Consider the following 22,305-nt stretch of genomic DNA (forward strand, 5'->3'; position numbering starts at 1 on the left):
GATTATCGCGGATCAGGTATGGACGCAGGTGAGGGCGCCCGAGCGGGCGGCGGCGAGCGTGACGCGGACCGCCTGGTCGGCCGTCGTCCCGTCCACGGGCTCGGCCGTCATGAGCAGCCGGAAGTAGATCGGAGCGGCGAGGGTCCGCAGGAGTTCGTCGGGGTCGGTGCCGGCGGGCAGCTCGCCCCGCTCGATCGCGCGGGTCACCACGGGACGGGCGCGCCGGAGCCGGTCGCCGAAGACGTGGTGCCGCGCCTCGGCGATCTCCGGAAGCGCCGCGCCGCCGGAGAACATCGCGGCCAGGAGCGCGGGCCCGCTCCCGGCCGTCACCATGGCCACCAGGGAGCGCGCCAGCGCCCGCAGGTCGTCCTCGACGGAGCCGGTGTCGGGCACGGGGACGTCGGCCGCGGCCTGGCCGGTGAGCGCGTCCACGACGAGGCTCTCCCGGTCCTTCCAGCGCCGGTAGACGGTCGTCTTGTGCACGCCGGCGCGGGCGGCGACGGCCTCGACGGTCAGCGCGGCGTACCCCTTGTCCACCAGCTCGGCGAGCGTGGCGGCGTGGACCGCGGCGCTGACCTTCGCGCCGCGGCCCACCGGCCGGTCGGGTGAGGAGGCGGACTTCATTGCAACTCCAAGTTGCGATATCGGCGGATCGGATGCCACGATCGTATCGCAACTTGAAGTTGCGATACGTCTTTCCGAAAGGCACCGCCATGCGTTCCTGGACCTTCGACTCGATCCCCGACCAGTCCGGCCGGCTCGTGGTCGTGACCGGCGCCAACAGCGGCATCGGCTACGTGACCGCCCGCGAGCTGGCCCACCGTGGCGCCCACGTCGTGCTGGCCTGCCGCAGCGCCGAGCGCGGCCGGGCGGCGCTGGCGCGCCTGCGCGCCGAGACCCCCGGCGCGCGGGCCGAGCTGCGCCCGCTGAACCTCGCCTCGCTGGAGTCGATCCGCGCCTTCGCCGCCGGGTGGGATCACGACCGGCTCGACCTGCTGGTGAACAACGCGGGCGTGGCGATGGTGCCCTTCGCGCGCACCGCCGACGGGTTCGAGTCGCACATCGGCGTCAACCATCTGGGCACGTTCGCGCTGACCGGGCTGCTGCTGCCCGCCCTGGCCTCGGCGCCGGCCGCCCGGGTGGTGACCGTCAGCAGCGAGGGGCAGCGCTTCGCCCGGTTCGACCTCGCCCGGTTCGACCGGGACCGGCTCGGCACCGACCGGGGCTACAGCGCGCCGTTCGCGTACGTGGCCTCCAAGCGGGCCAACCTGTACTTCGCCGCGGAGCTGCACCGCCGGGCCGCGGCGGCCGGGCTGCCGCTGCGCAGCGTGGCGGTGGCGCCCGGGCTCACCCGCACCAACGTGCTCACCGGCGGCGCCAACGCGGCCCGCGGGCCGCTCTACCGGTCGGCGACGGCGCTGCTGGTGCGGCTCGCCTTCCGGCCGACGGCCGAGGGCGCCAAGACGTCCCTGTACGCCGCGACGGCGGACGACGCGCCCGGCGGCGGCTACGTGGCCCCGGACGGCTTCCTGGAGCTGCGGGGCGAGCCCACGACCGGGCGCCGGCCCCGCGCCCTGACCGACACCGTCACCGCCCGCCGCCTGTGGGAGCTGTCGGAGGAGCTGACGGGCGTCAGTCTCGCGCTGCCGGCCGCCCGTCCCCGGTGACGCCCACGGGCAGGACGTCGAAGTGGACGACCACGCGCCCCAGGGAGGGGTCCGGCTCGCGGCGCGGCTCGCGGGCCCGCCGGTCGGCCAGGGCGCGATAACGTTCCAGCACCTCGAAGACCTCGTCGCGCATCCGCTCGGTCTCCTGCGCGGTGAGCAGCAGGGACCGGCGGCCGAGCCCACTGGCCCGGATCCACTCCTCGGGCGTGCTCGCCTCCTCCTCCCTCCAGCGCGCCAGCTCCGCTCCGCGCCGCCGGAGGAGGTCGTCCATCAGGGTCTCCAGGGCGCTCGCCGCCTCCTCGTCCCCCGGCGGCGTCTCGCCGTAGGAGAAGCCGCCCGACACGATCCGCCAGTACTTCTCCTTGCCCCGGCCCAGCTCCGGAGCCTCCTCGATCATGCCGTGCCTGGCCAGCTCCCTGAGGTGGTAGCTGGTCGCCCCGGTGTTGTGCCCGAGCAGCCCGGCCAGCCTGGTGGCCGTGGAGGGGCCGTGCTCCTCCAGCAGCTCGTACAGGCTCAGCCGCAGCGGATGGGCGAACGACTTCAGGGCGTGCGTGTCGAGGGTGCGGGCGGAAAAGGGCTTGCGTGGCATTCTGTGCACACCTATCTTTGCAAAGGAATCTATGCACACTTTTCTTTACATATCCTAACCGGAAGGCGGCGACCATGGCAGGTCTCGGACGGTCGTTCACGTACCTGTGGTCCTCGGCCGCGCTGTCCAACCTCGGCGACGGCGTGCTCAAGGTCGGCGCACCGCTGCTGGCCGTCACGATGACGCGCTCCCCCGCCCAGGTCGCGATGGTGGGGGCGGCGGCGACACTGCCGTGGCTGCTGCTCGCCCTGCCGGCGGGCGCGGTCGCCGACCGGATGGACCGCCGACGCGTCATGGCGCTGGCGAACGCCGGCCGCGCCGGCGGGCTCGCGGCGGCCGGCGCCCTGGCCGCGTCCGGCGTGCTCAACCTCTGGCTCATGCTGCTCGCCGTGCTGGTCGCCGGCGTGGCGGAGGTGTTCGCCGACACGGCCGCGCAGGCGGTCCTGCCGATGACGGTGCCCCCCGACCGCCTGGCGGCGGCCAACGGCCGCGTGGTGGGCGCGCAGACGGTCGGCAACGACTTCGCCGGCGCCCCGCTCGCCGGGGTCCTGGTCACGCTCCTGCCCGCCGCCGTCCTCGCCGGCCCCGCCCTGCTGTACGGCGCCGCCGCGCTGTCCCTGGCGGGCATGCGCGGCCGGTTCCGGGCCACCCGGCCCCCCTCGGCCGGGCGGGGGGCGGGCGCCATGCGGCGGGAGATCGGCGAGGCGCTGCGCTACCTGTGGGGGCACCGGTTCCTGCGCACGCTGGCGGTGTCCGCCGGCGTGCTCAACGCCGCCAGCGCGGCCTACTTCGGCGTGCTCGTGCTGTGGCTGGTCGGCGAGGGGTCGCGGGTCGGCCTGGAGCCCGGCGGCTACGGGCTGATGATGACGGCGCTGGCCGCCGGCGCCGTCGCCGGCTCGCTGGTCTCGGAGCGCGCCGTCCGCCTGCTCGGCGAGGGCAGGACCCTGGTGGTCATGTGGATGATCAGTGCCCTGCTGTACCTCGTCCCCGTGCTGCTGCCCGTCGCCTGGCTGCTCTACCCCACCGCCGTCGTGTGGGGCGTGGCCGGCGCCACCGCGAACGTACTCGTGATCTCCACCCGGCAGCGGCTGATCCCGGCCGAGCTGCTGGGCCGGGTCAACTCCGCCTACCGGCTGATCGGGATGGGCGGGATGCCCGTGGGCGCGGCGCTCGGGGGCGTCGTCGCCGAGGTGGCCGGGCTGCCCGTCGTGTTCCTGGGCTCCGCGGCGGCCGCCGTCGCCGCCGTCTGCCTCATCTGGCGTGTCGCACCTGTGCGAATTTCGGGGCCCTTGACCAGCGATCATACAGTTGATCCCACACCCGGATCACTTTCGGCACACTAGATCTGTGGTGAGATGACATGATTACCCCGGGCGACGAGGGGATGGCATGCGGGAGATCGGCGGACGGTACCTTCTCAACGAGGAGGCCGGTCGTGGGGGTATGGGAGTCGTCTGGCGCGCGTTCGACCAGCTGCTCCACCGTGAGGTCGCGCTCAAGGAGCTGACGCTCACCGGCGAGGCCGAGATGGTGCGGCGCCGGGTGCTCCGCGAGGCGCGGATGGCCGCCCGGCTCACACATCCCAACATCATCACGGTCCACGACCTCATCGAGGAGGGCGGCAAGCTCTGGATCGTGATGGAGTACCTCGACGGGCTGTCCCTGCACCAGCTGCTGTCGCAGGTGGGCACCCTGCCCGCGCAGTCGGTCGCCGCGATCGGCCAGCACCTGCTGGCCGCGCTGCGCACCGCCCACCAGGCCGGGGTGCTGCACCGCGACGTGAAGCCCGCCAACGTCATGCTCACCGGCGACCGCGTCGTGCTCACCGACTTCGGCATCGCCACCGCCGAGGGCGACATCCGGATGACCACCTCGCGCCGGCTGCGCGGCACGCCCGCGTTCATGGCCCCCGAACGCCTGCACGGCGGCCCCGCCAGCAAGGAAGCCGACATGTGGTCGTTCGGCGCCACCCTCTACAGCGCCGTGGAAGGCCAGCCGCCCTACCCCGGCCAGGACGCGGCGACCGTGCTCGCCATGGCCCGCAGCGGCGGCTACCCGACGCCGCGCCGCGCCGGGGTGATGCGCCCGCTCATCGAGGGCCTGCTGCACCCCGACCCGGTGCGCCGCTTCACCCTGGAGCAGACCGCGGGGCTGCTGGCGGGCATGCGCGCCAGCAGCTACCAGGCCGCGATCTAGCCCCCTTACAGGTCGCCGGCCCCGGCCTGCCGCTTCGCGCGGGCCTCGGCCTCGGCGGCGTCCATGGCGGCGGCCTCCTCCGGTGTCGGCGCCGTGCCGCCCAGGTGGGCGGGCTGCCACCAGACGCCGGGCGGGATCTCCGGGTAGGTCCGCTGCGCCCGGTCCACCAGCGCCGTCAGCCGCTCGTGCAGGTCGGTCGTGTGCTTGTCGACGTCCTCGCCGCGCTTGGGATGCATGGGCTCGCCCACGATGATCGTGATGGGCACGTGCCGCTGCGTCAGCGCCTTCGGCCTGCCCTTGGTCCACAGCCGCTGGCTGCCCCACAGCGCCACCGGGATGATCGGGGTGTTGGTGGCCTGCGCCATGCGGATGGCGCCGTTCTTGATCTCCTTGACCGTGAAGGACCGGCTGATCGTGGCCTCGGCGAAGACGCCCACCACCTCGCCGGCCTTCAGCATCCGCAGCGCCGTCGCGTACGAGCCCGCCCCGGCGCCCCGGTCGACCGGGATGTGCTTCATGCCGCGCATCAGCGGCCCCGAGACGCGGTGGTCGAAGACGTCCTGCTTGGCCATGAAGCGCACCAGGCGCCGGGCGGGCAGCGCGGCGAACCCCGCGAAGATGAAGTCGAGGTAGCTGATGTGGTTGCTCACCAGCACCGCTCCCCCGGTCCGCGGCACGTGCTCGGTCCCCTCGAGATGGAAGCGGTAGTCGAGCACGCGAAAGAGGGTCCGCGCGGCGGCGATCACCGGCGGGTACACGATCTCAGCCATGTGCTGAAGGTAGCCTAGGTCGCGCCGTGCTGGGCAGTCCGGCCGTTCCGCCGACCTCGCCTTCCCTGTCCGGACGAGGCTTGCGAACCGGCCGGAAGGGGCAGATGTTGTGACCATGAAGAAGCTCATCAACACGGCGCAGTCCGTGGTCGAGGACGCCTTGAGCGGCATGGCGGCGGCCCACCCGTCGCTGCGGGTGCGTGAGCGGGTCGTCTACCGCGCGTCGGGGCCGCGCGCGGGCAAGGTCGGGCTGGTCTCCGGCGGCGGGTCCGGGCACGAGCCGCTGCACGCCGGGTTCGTCGGGTACGGCATGCTGGACGCCGCGTGTCCCGGTGAGGTCTTCACCTCTCCCGTGCCCGACCAGATCATCGAGGCCACCCGGGCGGTCGACGGCGGCGCGGGGGTGCTGCACATCGTCAAGAACTACACCGGCGACGTGCTCAACTTCGAGCTGGCCGCCGAGCTGTGCGACGACGTCCAGGTGGCGAGCGTGCTGGTCGACGACGACGTGGCCGTCGAGGACTCCCTCTACACCGCGGGCCGGCGCGGCACCGGCGCGACCCTGTTCGTGGAGAAGATCGCCGGCGCGCTCGCCGAGCAGGGGGCGCCGCTGGCCGAGGTGGCGCGCGTGGCGGCCGACGTGGACGAGCGCAGCCGCTCCTTCGGCATCGCGCTGACCTCGTGCACGACTCCGGCGGCCGGCAAGCCGACGTTCGAGTTGCCGGACACTCAGGTGGAGCTGGGGATCGGCATCCACGGTGAGCCGGGACGCAGGCGGGTGCCGATGGCCTCGGCGCGTGAGCTGGCCGCGGTCGCCATGGAGGCCGTCCACGGCGACCTGCCGCTCACGGGCGACCTGCTCGTGATGGTCAACGGCATGGGCGGCACCCCGCTGATGGAGCTGTACGTGGTGTTCGCCGAGGTGGAGGCGTTCATCCGCGGCAAGGGGGCGCGGGTGAGCCGGTCGCTGGTGGGCAACTACGTGACGAGCCTCGACATGCAGGGCTTCTCCGTCACGGTGTGCCGGCTGGACGGCGAGCTGACCCGCCTGTGGGACGCGCCCGTCGACACGCCCGGACTGCGCTGGGGGCGCTGATGGACACCGGTTTCTTCGTCACCTGGCTGAGGGACGCGGCCACGCGGATCAGGCTGCAGCGCGACCGGCTGACCGAGCTGGACGCCGCCATCGGCGACGCCGACCACGGGGCCAACCTCGACCGCGGCTTCACCGAGGTGTGCAAGGCGCTGGAGGACTGGCCGCCCACGGCCCCCGCGCAGGCGCTGCTGACGGCGGGCACGACGCTGATCCGCCGCGTCGGCGGCGCCTCGGGCCCCCTGTACGGCTCGGCGTTCCGGGCGATGGGCAAGGCGCTGCAGGACCCGGTGACGCTGCCCGGGTTCGCCGCGGCGTTCGAGGCGGGCGTGGTCGCGGTCGAACGGCTCGGCAAGGCCGCGCCGGGCGACAAGACCATGATCGACGCGCTGGCTCCGGCGTCGCGGGCGCTGACGGCGGCCGTGGAGAAGGGGCTGACCCCGTACGAGGCGTTCCACCGGGCGGCGGTCGCGGCCGAGGAGGGGTCGAGGGCGACGATCCCGATGCGCGCCCGCAAGGGCCGCGCCAGCTACCTCGGCGAGCGGAGCGTCGGCCATGAGGACCCCGGGGCGGCGTCGTCGGCGCTCATCCTCGGGGCGCTGGCCGGGGTGGCGGTCAAGGAGGCGACGAAGGAGGTGGACTGATGGTCGGGATCGTGCTGGTGTCGCACAGCGCCGGGCTGGCCGCGGAGACCGCCGCGCTGGCCCGGAGCATCGCCGGCGACGACGTGCCCGTCGCGGCGGCCGGCGGCACCGGGGACGGCGGGCTCGGCGCCAGCGTCGACCTCGTCGAGCAGGCGATCCGCGCGGCCGACCAGGGCGACGGCGTGCTGCTCGTGGCCGACCTCGGCAGCTCGGTGCTGACGGCCCGGCTGGTGGAGGAGCCGGGCCGGGTCGTGCTGGCCGACGTGCCGTTCGTGGAGGGCACGATCGCCGCCGCGGTGACGGCGGGCGCGGGAGCGCCGCTGGGCCAGGTGCTCGCCGCCGCCGACGAGGCCCGGGGCTTCCGCAAGTGCACCTGACGCCCCTCAGTGGCCCTTGAACGCCTCCTCCAGCCACCAGGACGGGCGGTCACGGGTGACCTTGGCGTGCACCAGCAGGGGCCGGTCACGCGGACCCCTGAGCCAGGCGGCGACCCCGGCCACCTCCTCCGGGCGCGTGACGGTCACCGCGTCGAAGCCGTGGCCGCGGGCGATGGCCGCGAGGTCCGCCGGCGGGAAGCGCACCAGGTCGAGCGGGTGCCCGTGCGGGCCGAAGTGGTGCACCTCCGCGCCGTACGCCTCGTCGTCGTAGACCACGACCACCATCGGCAGGCCCAGCCGGACGACGGTCTCCAGCTCCGCGGCGCTCATCAGCGCCCCGCCGTCGCCGAGGGCGGCCACCGGCAGCCGGTCGGGGCGGGCCACGGCCGCGCCGATCGCGGTGGCCAGGCCGAGGCCGATCGACTGGAACGCCTGGGTGAAGCAGAAGCCCTGCTCGTCGGGCACGTCGAGGAACATCGACGGGTAGCCCATGAAGTTGCCCGAGTCGACGGCCACGATCCGCTCGACGGGCAGCAGGTCGTCCAGGGCGATGGTGAGGGTTCTCGGGTCGATCCGCCCGCCGCCGCTCTCGTCGGCGTACGGCACGTCGCGCCACCGGCCCTCCGCCGAGATCCGCCGGGCCAGCTCGGGTGTCCGCCGGCCGGGCCGGGGGCCTGCCTCCAGGGCGCCGGCGACCGCGCGGGCCGTGGCGGCGCTGTCGCCCACGACCCCCAGCGCGACCTGCCGGTGCGCCCCGATGGCCGGCTCCTCCAGGTCCACCTGGACGACCGTGGCCCGCTCGCCGATCAGGGTGCCGTGGCGGGTGGTCCACATGTTCAGCGCGCAGCCCCAGCCGACCACCAGGTCGGCGGCGCGGATCAGCTCGGCGGCCAGCGGCGTGGCGAACCCGCCGCTCACGTCGAGGTCCCACGGGCTGCCGCGGAACAGGCCGCGCGCGACGGCCGAGGTGGCGAGCAGCGCGCCGGTGCGGCCGGCCAGGTCCTCCAGCTCGCGGCGCGCGTGCCGGGCGCCGCGCCCCGCGACGAACACCGGGCTGCGCGCGCCGTCCAGCAGCCGCGCCAGCCGGGCGACGTCCGCCTCCGCCGGCGGCGCCTGGCCGGACGCTGCGTCGACCGGGTGCTCCTCGACGCGGCCGAGGTCGTCGCCGGGCTCCTCGCGCGGCTCGACCGGGGCGGCCTGGACGTCGAGGGGCAGGTTGAGCAGCACCGTGCGCCGCTCGTGCCGGGCGGTGCGGAACGCGGCTGCGGTGTCCTCGGCCGCGTCGGCGGCCGAGGTGACGCGCATGGGCACCGCCCCGACCGCGCGGGCCAGGGCGTCCTGGTCCACGTGGAAGTTGGAGCGGGCGTCGGTCGCCTCCCCGGCGAGGACGACGAGCGGCGTACGGCTCTTGGCCGCCTCGGCGAGTCCGGTCATGGCGTTGGTGAGTCCGGGCCCCTGGTGCACCGACAGGACGGCCACCGTGCCGCTGACCCTGGCGTACGCGTCGGCCATGGTCGCCGCGCCGCCCTCGTGCCGCGCGGCGACGAAGCGTGCGCCGTGCGCCACGAGGGCGTTGGTGACGTGGAAGTTGCCGCTGCCCACCACGCCGAACACGCCCCGCACGCCCAGCGCGGCCAGGGTCCGCCCGACGGTCTCGGCCACGTTCATCGCGACGCCCCCGCTCCTACCGCTCCACCAGGGCGAGCACGCGGACCGGGCTGCCGGAGCCGCCGACGATGGGCAGCGGCGGGGCGAGCACCACCGCGCCGGACGCCGGCAGGCGGTCGAGGTTGCGCAGCTGGGTCAGGCCGTACTTGCCGGCGCCCAGCAGGAACGAGTGACACGGGAAGGCCGGCTCGAAGGAGTGCGCGGCGCCCGCGTCCGTGCCGACCGTCTCGACGCCGAGCCCGATGATGGGCGTCTCCTCGGCCAGCCAGCGGGCGCACTCGACGGAGACCCCCGGCGTGTGCGGGCCGGTCTCGTCGGCGTTCAGGAACGCCTCCTGGTCGCCCGACCTGGTGTCCCAGCCGGTGCGGTAGAGCAGCCAGCCGCCGTCGGGCAGCGGCCCGTGGGTCCGCTCCCACTCCTTGACGTGGTCGATCTGGAGGAGGAAGTCGGCATCCTTGCCCGCCTCGGCCGCGAAGTCGAGCACGACGGCCGGGGCGAGCAGGCTGGCGGGCGGCACCTGCGAGACGTCCTGGCCGTCGCGGGCCGTCACCCAGTGGACGGGGGCGTCGAAGTGGGTGCCGGTGTGCTCGCCGGTGTGGATGTCGTTCCAGTACCAGGCGGGGCCGCGGTCGTCGTAACGGCTGATCTCCTCCAGCCGGAACGGGATCGTGTTGCCGAACGGCTCCGGCAGCCGGAGGATCGGGGTCCGCGACGACAGGGGCGCCGTCAGGTCGATCACCTCGATCGCGCCGTCACGCACGCTCTGGACGAGGCTCCGCAGCACCGACATGTCATCCTCCTCGATGGCCCTGGACGCATCCTCCTACGCCGGCGCCGGGCGCCGCCAGACGTCAGGCGTTCACTTGCCCCGGCACGGCGTCCGCTTGGCGTCGAGGTCCCAGTTCTTCACCAGCGAGTTGAAGTTCTGGGCGTTCGAGCGGGCGCAGAAGCGGGAGGCGGGCAGCTCGTACTCCACCTGGAACACCGCCTTGCCGGCCTTGACGAACTGGTCGTAGCCGTAGTCCTCGTTCTGCGCGGTGGTGCACTCGTCGTGGGACCAGCACTCCTCGTTCAGCGCGAAGTCGTAGTACGGCAGGAGCTGGGGGATCTGCTCGACGTCGTTCTTCAGCGCGATCGACATGCCGCGCTCGTGCGCCTCGTTGGCCAGCCAGACGTTGTAGGCGAGCTGGTCGGCCCCGGTCAGCGGGAAGCCCGTGTCGTTGGTGAAGCCGTCGATGAGGTCCGGCTCCACCGCGTCGAACCCGGCCTTGTCGCACATGTCGAGCCGGGCTTCCATGATCTTGCCGAGCTGGCCCTTGTACTGCCTGATGTCGAGCCAGCGCTCGCCCGGCCAGCCCTCCACCTTCTTGCCGAGGACGGAGGCGGGGAAGCTCTTGGCGTCCGGGCGCCAGTCCTCGTAGGAGCCCGCGCTGATGTAGCAGACCACGCCCCGGCCGGGCTTGGCGGCCTTGAGCGCCTTGACGACGGCGCCGTCCCGCGCCTCGAAGCCGTCGATGTCGTACATCTGCACGTCGAGGAACGGCTTGGTGGGCGGGGCGGCGAGCTGCCACTGCCAGCTGGTGTTGAGCGCGGGCCGCCAGCAGCCCTTGCACGGCACCGGGGCGGGCAACGCGGCTGCCGCGCTGTTCGCGGCAGTTTGTACCGCTTCTGCTGCTCTGAGGGTCTGTGTCGATTCGGCCTGCGCGGCCTGGGCCGGTGCGGGCACGAGGGCGGTGAGAAGGGCGGCGGCCGTGACCGCCGCCGAGAAGATCTTGTACACGAGGGGCAACCTTCCCGCGTCCCCCGGCCCGTTTCAAGCGATTCGGGAAGATCTGTCAGACCTTGGTCCACTCGGCGCAGCCGCCGGTCTGGAACGCCTTGTCCGTCGGGGCGATGGTGACGGTGGCGGCGCCCCTCGGCATGTCGGCCGCGATGATGTCGGCGGCCTGCGGGACCGTGCTCTTCAGCCGGGCCCAGTAGCACATCGGCTGCCCGGTGGCGGGCCCGGCGGTCCGGTAGGTGCCCGGGTGGATGTCGACGCCGACCACCAGCGTGCGGTTGCCGGCGGGCGCCGTGACGCCGTTCGTGCCGCCCGTCGTGGTGACGCCGGGAGCGGTGGCGGCGGGGGCGGTCCCTGCCGGAGCGGTGGCGGCGGGGGCCGTGGCGGCCGGAGCGGTCCCGGCCGGGTCCCCCGGGCCGGGCGGCGTCGCGGCCGGGTCCCCTCCGGCCGACGGGGTGACGGCCGGGCCCGAGGACTCCGGATCGACCGGCTCCTCCATCGTCACCGTGATGCGAGGGGCCGCGGGCGCGGCGACCGACTCACCCGAGCCGAGCCCGATCACGTACCCCAGCAGGAACCCCACCGCGCACGTCAGCCCCGACACGAGCACGATGACGCTCGCGCTGCCGGTCGCCCGAGGCCGCTCGGGCGAAGGTCCGTAGATCACGTGACCAGCGTCCCACCCCTGTCAACGGCGCCGTCTACGGCCCGGTCAACGGCGTCGTCAACGGTGCAGGTAGTCGACCAGCGACGCCTTCTCCGTCTCCAGCTCCTCGATGGCGCTCTTGACCACGTCGCCGATGCTGACGATGCCGACGAGCCGGCCGTCCTCGACCACGGGCATGTGCCGCACCCGGTGCGTGGTCATCATCTTGCGCAACTCGTCGACGCGGTCGCCCAGGCCGACGGTGCGCACCTCGGCCGTCATGATCGCCGAGACCGGCCCGTCGAGCACCCCGGCGCCGTGCTCGTGCAGGTGCCGCACGACGTCACGCTCGGAGACGATGCCGGTGATCGTGGTCCCGTCGGAGGAGACGACCACGGCTCCGATGTTGTGCTCCGCCAGCCGGGCCAGCAGCTCGCGCACCGTCGCCTCGGGCGGCACGGTCGTCACGTCGCTGCCCTTGGCCCGCAGGATCGTCCCGATGAGCATGTGCACCACCTCGGCTTTCAGGTACCCGGGGCGCGGACCGGCCAATCGCCGCCGCCGGGTGCTCTCCAGGCAAGCAACCGGCGGGCCGGACGTCAACCCTCGGGGGCGTAGGCTGCTCGCCGTACCCCACCGCCGACCCACCCAGGACGCGCCACGATGACCGAGCGGCTCAACACCGGAAGCCACGACCTGCCCATCACCGACGAGCTGGCCGCGTTCATGCGGACAGGCTGGGCCGACACGCGGCGTGCCGACGTGTCGGCGTTGCCGATCGCCCCGTGGGCGGCCAAGCGGCGCGCCACGCTGGCGGCGCGGTTCCCCGGCGAGCGGCTGGTCGTCCCGTCCGGCACGCTGAAGGTGCGCAGCAACGACTGGGACTACCCGTTCCGGCCGCACAGCGCCTTCTCCTACCTGACGGGCGCGGGCGAGCCGGGCGAGGTGCTGGTCATCGAGCCGTCCGGCGAGGCCAGGCTGTACGTCCGGCCGCGCTCGCCACGCGAGGAGGGCCAGGAGTTCTACCGCGACCGGCGCTACGGCGAGTTCTGGGTGGGCCGCAGGCCCGACCTGGCCGAGGCCGCCGAGCTGTACCAGGTGGAGGTCGCGCACCTGCGCGACCTGCGTCTGAAGGGTCCCGCCCGGGTGCTGCGCGGTGTCGACCCCGAGGTGGACGCCATGGTCGAGCCGGGCGGCGGCGACGCGGAGCTGGAGTGCTTCCTGTCGGAGACGCGCCTGGTCAAGGACGAGTGGGAGGTCGCCGAGCTGCAGTCGGCCGTCGACTCGACGGTGCGCGGCTTCGAGGACGTGGTGCGCGCCATCCCGGCCGCGCTCGGCCACCCGCGCGGCGAACGCCACCTGGAGGGCGTCTTCGGGCTGCGGTCGCGGCTGGAGGGCAACACGGTCGGCTACGACAGCATCGTCGCCTCCGGCGCCCACGCCTGCGTACTGCACTGGATCCGCAACGACGGGGCGCTGCGCCCCGGCGACCTGGTGCTGCTCGACGCGGGCGTCGAGACCGACACCCTCTACACGGCCGACGTCACGCGCACGCTGCCGCTGTCCGGCCGCTTCGGCTCCGTGCAGCGGCAGGTCTACGAGCTGGTGTACGAGGCGCAGACGGCCGCCATCGCGACCCTGCGGCCGGGCGCCCGCTTCCGCGACTTCCACCGGGCGGCGATGCGGGTCATCTGCGAGGGCCTGCACGCGTGGGGACTGCTGAAGGACTCACCCGACGCGCTGATGGAGTCGGGCCTCTACCGCCGCTACACACTGTGCAGCAGCGGCCACATGCTGGGCCTGGACGTGCACGACTGCGCCCGCTCGCGCGCCGAGGTCTACCTCGACGGCGTGCTGGAGGAGGGCCAGGTGCTGACGGTCGAGCCGGGCCTGTACCTGCAGCCGGACGACCTGACGCTGCCGGAGGAGTTCCGCGGCCTGGGCGTGCGCATCGAGGACGACCTGGTGATCACGGCGGACGGGGCGCGGCTGATGTCCGGCGCCCTCCCCCGCCACCCGGACGAGGTGGAGTCCTGGATGGCCGGCCTGCTGCGCTGACCGTCCCGGGTGGGACGGCTGCTGCGCCGGCCGTCCCGCTCGCCTAAGATCGCGGCGAACGTCCGTGCCGAGCGAGAGGACCGACGATCGGACCCGTGGCGATGGGCGGGCGCCCCGACGAGGTGCGCGCCCCCGAGGAGTGGCTCACCCCCGCCGAGCGGGAGCGCGCGGCCCGGTTCGTCTTCGACGCCGACCGGCACGCGTTCGTCGCGGCCCACCTGCTGGCCCGGCTGTGCGCTGCGGCCGTCCTCGGCGCCGAGCCGTGGGAGCTCACCCTGCTGCAGCACTGCGAGGTGCACGGCCCCGGCCACGGCCGGCCGTACCTCGAACAGGCCCCGCTGCTCGGCGTCAGCTTCAGCCACACGCGCGGCTACGTGTGCGCGGCGGCCGGTCACGGGCTGGTCGGAGCCGACGCCGAGCGGGTCCCCTCCGGCCCGCTGGACCGGGGGCTGGCCGAACGCGCGCTCACCCCGCGCGAGCGGGCGGTGGTGACCGGCAACGACGCGCTGATCCGGCACTGGACGCGCAAGGAGGCGCTGATCAAGCGCGGCGAGCTGACCCTCGACCGGCTGGACACGCACGACCCCGACTGGACGGGCCGCCACCTGCTCGAATGGACCGAGCCGGGCACCGGCGGGCAGGGCCCCGTCATGGTGGCCGTTGTCACGGACACCCCAGCGGTGAGGCGACCGGTCCCCGGATAGACTGAAAACATGTTCTACCGCAAGCCGCTGGAAGAGCGCATCGCCGATCGTGTCGCCGCGCGCAAGCCGCTCGAAGAGGGCAAGACCTTCGAGCACGGCCCCGCCAAGTTCGTGTTCGTCTCGCTCATCGTCGCGGTCGTCCTCATGCACGTCGTGGGGGTCGCCATCGTCATGGCGTTCGCCTGACGCCGGCCCACATCGCGTGCACTAGATTGGAGATCATGAGCGCGCCTCGCTGGCTGTCCCCTGCTGAGCAGCGTGCCTGGCGAACCCACCTGGCGCTGCACAAGCTCCTCATGCACCGGCTCGACCGTGAGCTGCAGGAGCATTCGCTCTCCGTGAACGACTACGAGATCCTGGTCAACCTCTCGGAGAGCCCCGGGCGCCGGATGCGCATGAGCGACCTGGCCGACGCGACGATCCAGTCACGCAGCCGCCTGTCCCACCAGATCTCCCGTATGGAGGCCAAGGGCCTGGTCATCCGGGAGGACTGCCCCGACGACCGGCGCGGCACGTTCGCGGTGCTCACCGGCGAGGGCTGGGACACCATCCAGCGGGTGGCTCCCGACCACGTGACCAGCGTGCGCGAGCACTTCATCGACCGGCTCACCGACGAGCAGCTCCACACGATCGAGGCCGCCTACCAGCCGATCGTCGACCACCTGAAGAAGCTGCGCTGACACCCAACCGATATCGGCGACCGCTCACGACGGCCCCCGGCGCTGGCTACGATCCCCGCATGGTCCGAAAGATCCTGGTGGTGCTCCTCGCCACGCTCGTCACGGCCTGCTCGTCGGGCGGCGGCGCCGAGCTGCCCGACGGTCCCGGCCTCATGAAGAAGGCGGCCGAGGCGATGAGGACGGTCAAGTCCGCCGCCTTCTCCATCTCCACCGACGGCAAGCCGAAGGTCCCGGTGCACAAGGCCGACGGCAGGCTGACCGCCGCGGGCGACGCCGACGGCACGATCACGCTCGACGTGCTCGGCAGCCTCCAGGAGATCACCTTCGCGCTGGTCGGCGACACCGTCCACTTCAAGGGCCCGACGGGCGGCTTCCAGAAGCTCACCCGCAAGGACCTGGCGCAGTTCTACGACCCCTCGGCCATCCTCGACCCCGCCCGTGGCATCCCGGCGTTGCTGGCCGGCGCCACGGACCCGCGCGTCGAGGCCGTCGAGGGCGAGGCCTACCGGGTCGCGACGACGTTCTCCGGCCAGTCGCTGACCTCGCTGCTGCCCGGCGTGACGCAGGGCGTCAACGGCAAGGTCTGGATCGACCGGGCGTCGAGCAGGCTGGCCAAGGTGGAGCTGCCGCTGCAGGACGGCACGGTGACGGTGTCGTTCGCCGACTACGACGCGCCGGTCACGATCACGCCGCCGCCCGCGGCCGGATGAGCCGCCCCGCGCGCGCGGGCGGCGCCCGGCGGGTCGCGCTCGGCGTGGGCGGCGCGGTGGTGCTGCTCGCGGCGCTCGACGCCTACGTGGTGGTGACCGTCCTCATCGACATCGCCGAGGACGTGGGCATCCCGGTCAACCGGCTCGAACGGGCCACGCCCATGGTGACCGGGTTCCTGCTCGGCTACGTCGCGGCGATGCCGCTGCTCGGCCAGCTCTCCGACCGCTACGGCCGCCGCCCGCTGATCCACGCCTGCCTGGCGGCGTTCGCGCTCGGGTCCGTGCTGACGGCGCTGGCGGCCGGTGAGGCCATGGTGGTGGCGGGGCGCGCCGTCCAGGGCGTCGCCGGGGGCGCGCTGCTGCCCATCACGATGGCGCTCATCGGCGACCTGTGGGACGAGCGGGAGCGGCCGGTGGCCCTCGGCGCCGTCGGCGCGGCGCAGGAGCTGGGCAGCGCGCTCGGCCCGCTGTACGGGGGCATGCTGGTGCTGGTGCCGGCCACCACGGTGCTGGGGGTGGAGCTGGGCGGCTGGCACGCGATCTTCTGGCTCAACGTCCCGCTGGCCGCGCTGGCCGCCGTCGCCGTCCACTTCACCGTGCCCGGAGGGCCGGCCGCCCGGCCGGGGGCGCGTGGTCGCGTCCGCGTGGACGGGGTGGGGGGCGCGCTGCTGGCCCTGGCCCTGGCGCTCCTGGTGGCCGGCCTGTACAACCCCGAGCCGGCCGCGTCCGTGCTGCCGCCGTGGGGGCTGCCGCTGATCGGCGCCGGCGTGCTGGCCGGGGCGGCGTTCGTGTGGTGGGAGATCCGTTCCCCCGTGCGCCTGCTCGACCTGTCCACCACCCGCAAGGGCCCCCTGCTCGCCACCCTGGCCGTCAGCTTCCTGACCGGGGCGGCCCTCCTGGTCACCATGGTCTTCGTGCAGATCGCCGCGCAGACCCTGCTCGAACTGGAGGCGCGGGAGGCGGCGCTGGTGCTCGGCCGGTTCCTCGTCGCCCTGGTCGCGGGCGCCGTGCTGGGCGGCCTGCTGGCCCGCCGCGCGGGCGACCGGGCCGTCTCCGTGGCGGGGATGGCCGTCGCCGCGGCCGGTTACGGGCTGATGAGCCGGTGGCCGCAGGACCTGGCGGGGGCGCGGCTGGAGATGGACCTGACCCTGGCCGTGGCGGGGCTCGGGCTCGGGCTGGTCGTCGCGCCCGTGTCGGCCGCGGTGCTGCGGGTGACGCCCGCAGCCCAGCACGGGGTGGCCTCCGCGGCGGTCGTCGTGGCCCGCATGATGGGCATGCTGATCGGCATCGCGGGCGTGTCGGCGTGGGGCTTCTACCGCTTCCAGTCGCTGACCGCGCACCTCGACACGCCCCTGCCGTTCGGCGTCGACCCGGCCGAGCACGCCCGCAGGCTGGCCCGCTACCTGGCCGAGGTCGACGCCGCCCTGCACACCGAGTACACCGAGATGTTCCTCGTCACCGCGGTGCTGTGCGCGATCGGCGCGGCCGCCGCGCTCCTCATGCCGCGGCGGGCCGCCCCCTAGGGTGAGAGCCGGTGCAGGTCGCGGGGGAACAGCGCGGCCTCACGGATGTTGGCCGCTCCCGTGAGGCGGGCGGTCCAGCGTTCGAGGCCGATCGCGAACCCGCCGTGCGGCGGCATGCCGTGCGCGAACGCCCGCAGATAGCCCTCGTACGGCCCGACGGGCTCGCCCCGCGCGGCCAGCGCCGCCAGGTAGTCGCCGTGGCGGTGCAGCCGCTGCCCGCCGGTCACCAGCTCCAGCCCCCGGAACAGCAGGTCGAACCCGTTGGAGCAGTCCGGCCTGGCGGGGTCGGGATGGGTGTAGAAGGGCCGCTTGGCCATGGGGTAGCCGGTCACGAACAGGAACTCCGAGCCGTGCTCCCGCAACGCCCACTCCGACAGCCACCGCTCCTGCGCCGGCGACAGGTCCGGCTCGTCCTCGCCGGTCATCCGCTGCGCCTCGGTGAAGTGGACGGCCGGGATCTCGGCCGGCACCCCGGGCAGCGTGAGGCCGAGGGTCTCGACGGCGGTCGCGGCGCGGCGCCGTACCGACTCCAGCATCCCGGCCAGGACCTCGCGCAGCACGGCCATCACGTCACGGTGGTCGCGCACGAAACCCAGCTCGGCGTCGAGGCTGGTGTACTGGGCGAGGTGGCGCGCGGTGTCGTGCGGCTCGGCCCGGAACGCCGGCCCCACCTCGTAGACCCGCTCGAACACGCCGACCATCGCCTGCTTGAAGAACTGCGGCGACTGGGCGAGGTAGGCCGGGCGGCCGAAGTAGTCGAGGGCGAAGACGTTCGCGCCCGACTCGGTGGCCGATTCGACGATCTTCGGCGTGTGGATCTCGGTGAAGCCGAGCCGGTCGAGCGTCTCGCGGAACCCGGCGACGCTCGCCGCCGAGATCTCCAGCGGCGCCCTGAGCCGCGGGTGCCGCAGCGCGACGGGCGCGTGGTCGAGAATCGTCGGCAGGGTGGCGGGCACGACGGGCCGGTAGAGGTCGAACGGCGGCGCCTCGACCGGCTCCGACAGCACCTCGACGCGCGGCTCGGTGATCTCGGCGCCGCCTGGCGCCTGCGGGTTGGCCCTCACGAGGCCGGTGACCCGGACGACGCTCTCCTCGGCCGGCAGCGGCGCCGACGTGACCGCCTGGGCCAGCCCCGCACGGTCGCGGACGACGAGGAAGGACACGGATTTCAGCCGCCGGCGGCGATGGACCCAGCCGGCGATCGTCACTCTCCGGCCGACGTGCTCCGCGAGCTCCGCCGACATGACACGAGAGATCATCACAGCTCCTGGTGGGACGTGCGTGATCCCTTGGGAGTGCGGGGGAGAAGGGAGCTCCCGGTGCCACCGCACTTTCGCCACCCCGGACGGGGCGGCCTCGAGGACCCGTTGACGGGGGTCGGACCGGCGGGGCATTTCCTCCCCGCACTCGGGAGTGTCTTCGCCAGGAGGCGCGAGGCCGCCTTCGCAGCTGCCGGCGGCTCTCTTGACCCGCGCGGGTCTCCTGGGTACTCGTCTCCGTCTGCGTTTGGTGGTGGATCGTAGCCTCCGGAACCGGAGGAGGCAACCGAGATTCCCACCGGCGCTTCGGCCCGGAACGGGACGACGGCGGCGGCCTCTCAGGGGCGTGGCGTCAGGGTGAGGTCAAGATCGTCAGGGACCGGTCAGGGAGGTGCCCGATGGCGGCGCCGGGCGCGTTTCGCCACGCTGCTCCTCATGAACGATCATGCGGTCCTGATGGAGAACGTGACCAGGACCTACGGAAAGGGCGCCACCGAGGTGGCCGCGCTGCGGCAGGTCAGCGTCGCCTTCCCCCGAGGTGGCTTCACCGCCGTGATGGGCCCGTCGGGATCGGGCAAGAGCACGCTGCTGCAGTGCGCGTCGGGGCTGGACCGGCCGGATTCGGGGACGGTCCGTGTCGCCGGGCAGGACATCACCCGCCTCGGCGAGAAGGAGCTGGCGGTGCTGCGCCGCGACCGGGTCGGCGTCATCTTCCAGTCGTTCAACCTGGTGGCGTCGCTGACCGCCTGGCAGAACGTGATCCTGCCCAGCAGGCTGGCCCGGCGGCGGCCGGACCCGCGACGGGTGCGTGAGGTGCTGCACCGGGTCGGCCTGGCCGGGCGGGAGGGGCATCGCCCGGCGCAGCTGTCCGGCGGGCAGCAGCAGCGGGTGGCCGTCGCCCGTGCCCTGCTCGACAGGCCGGAGGTGCTGTTCGCCGACGAGCCGACCGGGGCGCTGGATCGCCGCGCGGGGCGCGAGGTGCTGGCGCTGCTGCGGGAGGCGGCCGACGCGTTCGGGCAGACGGTGGTGATGGTCACGCACGACCCGGAGGCGGCGGCCCTGGCGGACAGGGTGCTGTTCCTGGTCGACGGCCGCATCGCGGACGTCCTGGAGCGGCCCGCGGCCGAGCGGATCGCCCTGCGGCTGGGTGGCCTCCGGTGACGCTCGTCCTCGCCTGGAACAACGTCCGGGCCAACCGGACGAGCTTCGCCGCCTCGTTCGCGGCGGTACTCCTCGCCGTGACGCTGGTGGCCGGCAGCGGCCTGGTCGTCGTCGGCGCGGGCGCGCGCGACGAGCTGAACGGCGTCATGGGGCTGCTGGTGCTGTCGGCCGCGGTGTCGGCGTTCGTGTCGATCTTCACGGTCGCCGGCCTGCTGAGCTTGCACGTGCTGCGTCAGCGCAGGACCTGGGCGCTGCTGCGGTCGGTCGGCATGACGCCGCGGCAGGTGAGCCGGCTGATCACGGCGGAGGCGATGGTCGTGTCCGTGACGGCGAGCCTGGCGGGCTGCGCGCTGGCCGTGCCGTACGCCACGCTGATGGCGGCGCTCGTGCGGCTGGCCGGGCTGGCTCCTGCGGGCGTCCCGGTGCAGGTCACACCCGCCCCGTTCGTCGTGGCGCTGGTGGTCGGTCCGGCGGTGACGCTGCTGGCCGCCAGGGCCGCGGCACGCAAGGCGGCCGGCGTGGGCCCGCTGGAGGTCCTGCGGGAGAGCGCGGCGCAGCGGCGGTCGCTGCCCTGGCCCCGGGCGGTCGTCGGGGCGGCGGCCCTGGCCGGCGGCATCGCGCTGTTGTCGCTGGTGCCGCGGGTCGAGGCGAAGTCTGCGGTACCGGCCGGGCTGGGGGCGACGATGGCGCTCTGCGTGGCCGCGTCGGCGCTCGGGCCCGTCGCGCTGAGCGTGATCGGCCGGCTGCTCGGCGCGGTGGTGACGCGGCTCGACCCCGGCTCCGGAACGCCCGCCATGGCCTCGCTGGTCACCCAGCCCCGCCGGGCGATGTCGGCCGCGTCCCCCGTGATGCTGACCGTGGCGCTCGGGTGCACCTTCCTGTTCGCGGTCGCGACCGGCGACGCCGCGGCGGGCGTCGCCCGTACCGGGGCGGCCGCGTGGGTCGCCCCGCTGCTGGTGGGGTCGGCGATGATCCACACCGTGATCTCGGTGCTGAACGCGACGGCCATGACGATGTCCGAGCGCGCCGGGGAGATCCGGCTGTTGCGCACCCTGGGGGCCGCTCCGCGGCAGCTCACCAGGGCGGTGTGCTACGAGACGCTGATCGTGACGGGCGCCGGGGCCCTGCTCGGCACGGCCATCGCCGCCGCCTCGCTCACCGCGCTCGGCACCGCCTTGACCGGCCGGCCGTGGTTCGCCTACTCCCTGCCGCAGTACGCGGGGCTGGTGCTGGTCTGCGCGGCGAGCGGACTCGCCGCCGGACTGGCCGCCACCCGCCGGGCACGGCGAGGCTCGCTGCTGCCCGACCGCTGACGCCGCGGCACGTGAGCGAGGTGCCCCTCGCCCACGTGCCGGCCGCTCCGGGAGGCGGCGTCACTTCTTCGGCTGGGCGCCGCCCTTGCGCTTCTCGCGGATCTTCATGGTGACCTCGATCGGCGAGCCGGCGAAGCCGAACTCCTCCCGGATGCGCCGCTCGATGAAGCGCCGGTAGGTCTCCTCCAGCCACCCGGAGGTGAACAGCACGAACTTCGGCGGCTCCACCGACGCCTGCGTGGCGAAGAGGATCTTCGGCTGCTTGCCGCCCCGGACCGGCGGGGGCGTCTGCTGCACCAGCTCGGTCAGGAACGCGTTGAGCCGCGACGTCGGCACCCGCGTCGACCAGGAGTCGAGCGCCTTCTCCAGGGCCGGGACGAGCCGGTCCATGTGGCGGCCGGTCCTGGCGGAGATGTTGACCCGCAGCGCCCACGGGGTGCGGACGAGCTGCCGGTCGATCTCCTTCTCCAGGTAGTAGCGGCGGTCCTCGTCGACCAGGTCCCACTTGTTGAACGCCACCACCATGGCCCGGCCCGACTCGGTGACCAGACCGATGATGCGCAGGTCCTGCTCGGTGAGCGGCTCGCTGGCGTCGATCAGCACGATCGCCACCTCCGAACGCTCCAGCGCCGCGCGGGTGCGCATGGCCGCGTAGAAGTCGGCGCCCTGCAGCTCGCGGTCGCGGCGCCGGATGCCGGCCGTGTCGACGAATCGCCAGGTGCGCCCGCCCAGCTCGATCAGCTCGTCCACCGGGTCGCGGGTGGTGCCCGCCATCGGGTCGACGAGCACGCGCTCCTCGCCCGCCAGCTTGTTGAGCAGCGACGACTTGCCGACGTTGGGCTTGCCGAGCAGCGCCACCCGGGCCGGGCCGCGCTCGGTGCCGAACGTCTGCTGCGGCGTCTCGGGCAGCGCGGCGAGCATCTCGTCGAGCAGGTCGCCGCTGGAGCGGCCGTGCAGGGCGGACACCGGGTGCGGCTCACCCAGGCCGAGCGACCACAGCGCGGCGGCCTCCAGCTCCAGCTGCTGGTTGTCGACCTTGTTGGCGGCCAGGATGACCGGCTTGCCCGACTGGCGCAGCACCGCGCCGACGACCTCGTCGGAGTCGGTCGCGCCCACGGTCGCGTCGACCACGAACACGATCACGTCGGCCAGCTCGACGGCCACCTGCGCCTGCTCGGCGATGCGCAGTCCCATGCCGGTGGCGTCGGGGTCCCAGCCGCCGGTGTCGACGACGGTGAAGCGCCGGCCGCGCCAGTTGGCCTCGTAGGTGACCCGGTCGCGCGTCACGCCGGGGACGTCTTCGACGACCGCCTCACGGCGGCCGATGATGCGGTTGACCAGCGTGGACTTGCCCACGTTGGGCCGGCCGACGATGGCCACGACGGGCAGCGGGACGCTGTCGTCGCCGTGGTCGCCGGGCACTTCGAGGTCGTCGAGTTCAGCCTCGACCCAGTCCCCCGTTGTCAC

24 protein-coding genes are annotated in these 22,305 nt (G+C 73.8%); 14 read left to right on the forward strand and 10 right to left on the reverse strand.

Going from position 1 to position 22,305, the window contains the following annotated elements:
* Nucleotides 1–12: 12 nt before the first annotated feature.
* Nucleotides 13–624, reverse strand: a complete 612-nt coding sequence (locus CXR44_RS00815; RefSeq protein WP_101782891.1) for a TetR/AcrR family transcriptional regulator — start codon at nucleotides 622–624, stop codon at nucleotides 13–15.
* 89 nt (nucleotides 625–713) lie between these two features.
* Between CXR44_RS00815 and CXR44_RS00820 the strand changes: the two genes are divergently transcribed.
* Nucleotides 714–1,667 carry an oxidoreductase gene (locus CXR44_RS00820; protein WP_101782892.1) on the forward strand — a complete coding sequence of 318 codons (954 nt, stop codon included), beginning with the start codon at nucleotides 714–716 and terminating at the stop codon, nucleotides 1,665–1,667.
* Here the strand turns inward: CXR44_RS00820 and CXR44_RS00825 are convergent.
* Nucleotides 1,633–2,256, reverse strand: a complete 624-nt coding sequence (locus tag CXR44_RS00825; RefSeq protein WP_101782893.1) for an ArsR/SmtB family transcription factor — start codon at nucleotides 2,254–2,256, stop codon at nucleotides 1,633–1,635. The two genes, CXR44_RS00820 and CXR44_RS00825, sit on opposite strands and share 35 nt — an antisense overlap.
* Before the next feature lie 74 nt (nucleotides 2,257–2,330).
* Here CXR44_RS00825 and CXR44_RS00830 point away from each other — a divergent pair, with 74 nt between their 5' ends.
* Nucleotides 2,331–3,599 carry an MFS transporter gene (locus CXR44_RS00830; RefSeq protein ID WP_101782894.1) on the forward strand — a complete coding sequence of 423 codons (1,269 nt, stop codon included), beginning with the start codon at nucleotides 2,331–2,333 and terminating at the stop codon, nucleotides 3,597–3,599.
* A gap of 46 nt (nucleotides 3,600–3,645) precedes the next feature.
* Nucleotides 3,646–4,452 carry a serine/threonine-protein kinase gene (locus tag CXR44_RS00835; protein WP_101782895.1) on the forward strand — a complete coding sequence of 269 codons (807 nt, stop codon included), beginning with the start codon at nucleotides 3,646–3,648 and terminating at the stop codon, nucleotides 4,450–4,452.
* A 5-nt stretch (nucleotides 4,453–4,457) separates the two neighbouring features.
* Here the strand turns inward: CXR44_RS00835 and CXR44_RS00840 are convergent, their stop codons facing one another.
* Nucleotides 4,458–5,222 (reverse strand): lysophospholipid acyltransferase family protein, encoded by a 765-nt coding sequence (locus CXR44_RS00840; RefSeq protein ID WP_101782896.1) that lies wholly within the window; start codon nucleotides 5,220–5,222, stop codon nucleotides 4,458–4,460.
* A gap of 115 nt (nucleotides 5,223–5,337) precedes the next feature.
* Between CXR44_RS00840 and dhaK the strand changes: the two genes are divergently transcribed.
* The 3 genes from dhaK to dhaM are packed head-to-tail and all read left to right on the forward strand — an operon-like array spanning nucleotide 5,338 to nucleotide 7,336.
* Nucleotides 5,338–6,318 (forward strand): dihydroxyacetone kinase subunit DhaK, encoded by a 981-nt coding sequence (gene dhaK / locus CXR44_RS00845; RefSeq protein WP_101783451.1) that lies wholly within the window; start codon nucleotides 5,338–5,340, stop codon nucleotides 6,316–6,318.
* On the forward strand, nucleotides 6,318–6,959 hold the full coding sequence (dhaL, locus tag CXR44_RS00850) for a dihydroxyacetone kinase subunit DhaL (RefSeq protein ID WP_180903137.1): 642 nt from the start codon (nucleotides 6,318–6,320) through the stop codon (nucleotides 6,957–6,959). The genes dhaK and dhaL overlap by 1 nt, the downstream gene beginning before the upstream one ends.
* Nucleotides 6,959–7,336, forward strand: a complete 378-nt coding sequence (gene dhaM / locus CXR44_RS00855) for a dihydroxyacetone kinase phosphoryl donor subunit DhaM (protein ID WP_101782897.1) — start codon at nucleotides 6,959–6,961, stop codon at nucleotides 7,334–7,336. Before dhaL ends, dhaM begins: the two co-directional genes overlap by 1 nt.
* Nucleotides 7,337–7,342: 6 nt before the next feature.
* Here the strand turns inward: dhaM and CXR44_RS00860 are convergent, their stop codons facing one another.
* From CXR44_RS00860 to CXR44_RS00880, 5 genes are all read right to left on the reverse strand, one after another.
* Entirely contained in the window at nucleotides 7,343–9,004 is a 1,662-nt protein-coding gene (locus CXR44_RS00860; protein WP_101782898.1) for a thiamine pyrophosphate-binding protein, read from the reverse strand.
* A gap of 16 nt (nucleotides 9,005–9,020) precedes the next feature.
* Nucleotides 9,021–9,794, reverse strand: coding sequence for a cyclase family protein (locus CXR44_RS00865; RefSeq protein WP_101782899.1), 774 nt, complete (start codon nucleotides 9,792–9,794; stop codon nucleotides 9,021–9,023).
* A 69-nt stretch (nucleotides 9,795–9,863) separates the two neighbouring features.
* Nucleotides 9,864–10,784: an endo alpha-1,4 polygalactosaminidase gene (locus CXR44_RS00870; RefSeq protein WP_219601621.1), complete on the reverse strand. Its 921-nt coding sequence runs from the start codon at nucleotides 10,782–10,784 to the stop codon at nucleotides 9,864–9,866.
* A 55-nt stretch (nucleotides 10,785–10,839) separates the two neighbouring features.
* On the reverse strand, nucleotides 10,840–11,451 hold the full coding sequence (locus tag CXR44_RS00875) for an Rv1352/Rv1906c domain-containing protein (RefSeq protein WP_101782900.1): 612 nt from the start codon (nucleotides 11,449–11,451) through the stop codon (nucleotides 10,840–10,842).
* A gap of 57 nt (nucleotides 11,452–11,508) precedes the next feature.
* Complete coding sequence (locus CXR44_RS00880; RefSeq protein ID WP_101783454.1) at nucleotides 11,509–11,937, reverse strand: CBS domain-containing protein; 429 nt, start codon at nucleotides 11,935–11,937, stop codon at nucleotides 11,509–11,511.
* Between the two features lie 156 nt (nucleotides 11,938–12,093).
* Between CXR44_RS00880 and CXR44_RS00885 the strand changes: the two genes are divergently transcribed.
* The 6 genes from CXR44_RS00885 to CXR44_RS00905 all read left to right on the forward strand — a co-directional run bounded on the left by CXR44_RS00885 (nucleotide 12,094) and on the right by CXR44_RS00905 (nucleotide 17,105).
* Complete coding sequence (locus tag CXR44_RS00885) at nucleotides 12,094–13,488, forward strand: aminopeptidase P family protein (RefSeq protein WP_101782901.1); 1,395 nt, start codon at nucleotides 12,094–12,096, stop codon at nucleotides 13,486–13,488.
* Nucleotides 13,489–13,589: 101 nt separating this feature from the next.
* The gene (locus CXR44_RS00890; protein ID WP_101782902.1) at nucleotides 13,590–14,192 is read left to right on the forward strand and encodes a 4'-phosphopantetheinyl transferase family protein; all 603 of its coding nucleotides are present in this window, start codon (nucleotides 13,590–13,592) and stop codon (nucleotides 14,190–14,192) included.
* Nucleotides 14,193–14,201: 9 nt separating this feature from the next.
* Nucleotides 14,202–14,378, forward strand: coding sequence for a hypothetical protein (locus CXR44_RS39215; protein ID WP_180903138.1), 177 nt, complete (start codon nucleotides 14,202–14,204; stop codon nucleotides 14,376–14,378).
* A gap of 35 nt (nucleotides 14,379–14,413) precedes the next feature.
* Nucleotides 14,414–14,872 (forward strand): MarR family winged helix-turn-helix transcriptional regulator, encoded by a 459-nt coding sequence (locus CXR44_RS00895; RefSeq protein WP_180903139.1) that lies wholly within the window; start codon nucleotides 14,414–14,416, stop codon nucleotides 14,870–14,872.
* Between the two features lie 59 nt (nucleotides 14,873–14,931).
* The gene (locus CXR44_RS00900) at nucleotides 14,932–15,582 is read left to right on the forward strand and encodes an LppX_LprAFG lipoprotein (protein WP_101782904.1); all 651 of its coding nucleotides are present in this window, start codon (nucleotides 14,932–14,934) and stop codon (nucleotides 15,580–15,582) included.
* Complete coding sequence (locus tag CXR44_RS00905) at nucleotides 15,579–17,105, forward strand: MFS transporter (RefSeq protein ID WP_101782905.1); 1,527 nt, start codon at nucleotides 15,579–15,581, stop codon at nucleotides 17,103–17,105. The genes CXR44_RS00900 and CXR44_RS00905 overlap by 4 nt, the downstream gene beginning before the upstream one ends.
* Here CXR44_RS00905 and aspS read toward each other — a convergent pair.
* A complete protein-coding gene (aspS, locus tag CXR44_RS00910) occupies nucleotides 17,102–18,364 on the reverse strand; it encodes an aspartate--tRNA(Asn) ligase (protein WP_101782906.1) in 1,263 nt (420 codons plus the stop codon). The genes CXR44_RS00905 and aspS overlap by 4 nt on opposite strands.
* A gap of 435 nt (nucleotides 18,365–18,799) precedes the next feature.
* Between aspS and CXR44_RS00915 the strand changes: the two genes are divergently transcribed.
* Together CXR44_RS00915 and CXR44_RS00920 are read left to right on the forward strand one after the other, a co-directional pair.
* The gene (locus CXR44_RS00915; RefSeq protein WP_101782907.1) at nucleotides 18,800–19,525 is read left to right on the forward strand and encodes an ABC transporter ATP-binding protein; all 726 of its coding nucleotides are present in this window, start codon (nucleotides 18,800–18,802) and stop codon (nucleotides 19,523–19,525) included.
* Entirely contained in the window at nucleotides 19,522–20,838 is a 1,317-nt protein-coding gene (locus tag CXR44_RS00920; RefSeq protein WP_101782908.1) for an ABC transporter permease, read from the forward strand. Before CXR44_RS00915 ends, CXR44_RS00920 begins: the two co-directional genes overlap by 4 nt.
* A 60-nt stretch (nucleotides 20,839–20,898) precedes the next feature.
* Here the strand turns inward: CXR44_RS00920 and der are convergent, their stop codons facing one another.
* Nucleotides 20,899–22,305, reverse strand: coding sequence for a ribosome biogenesis GTPase Der (gene der / locus CXR44_RS00925; RefSeq protein ID WP_101782909.1), 1,407 nt, complete (start codon nucleotides 22,303–22,305; stop codon nucleotides 20,899–20,901).

This window comes from Nonomuraea indica (assembly GCF_002850745.1).
GTDB classification, from domain to species: domain Bacteria; phylum Actinomycetota; class Actinomycetes; order Streptosporangiales; family Streptosporangiaceae; genus Nonomuraea; species Nonomuraea indica.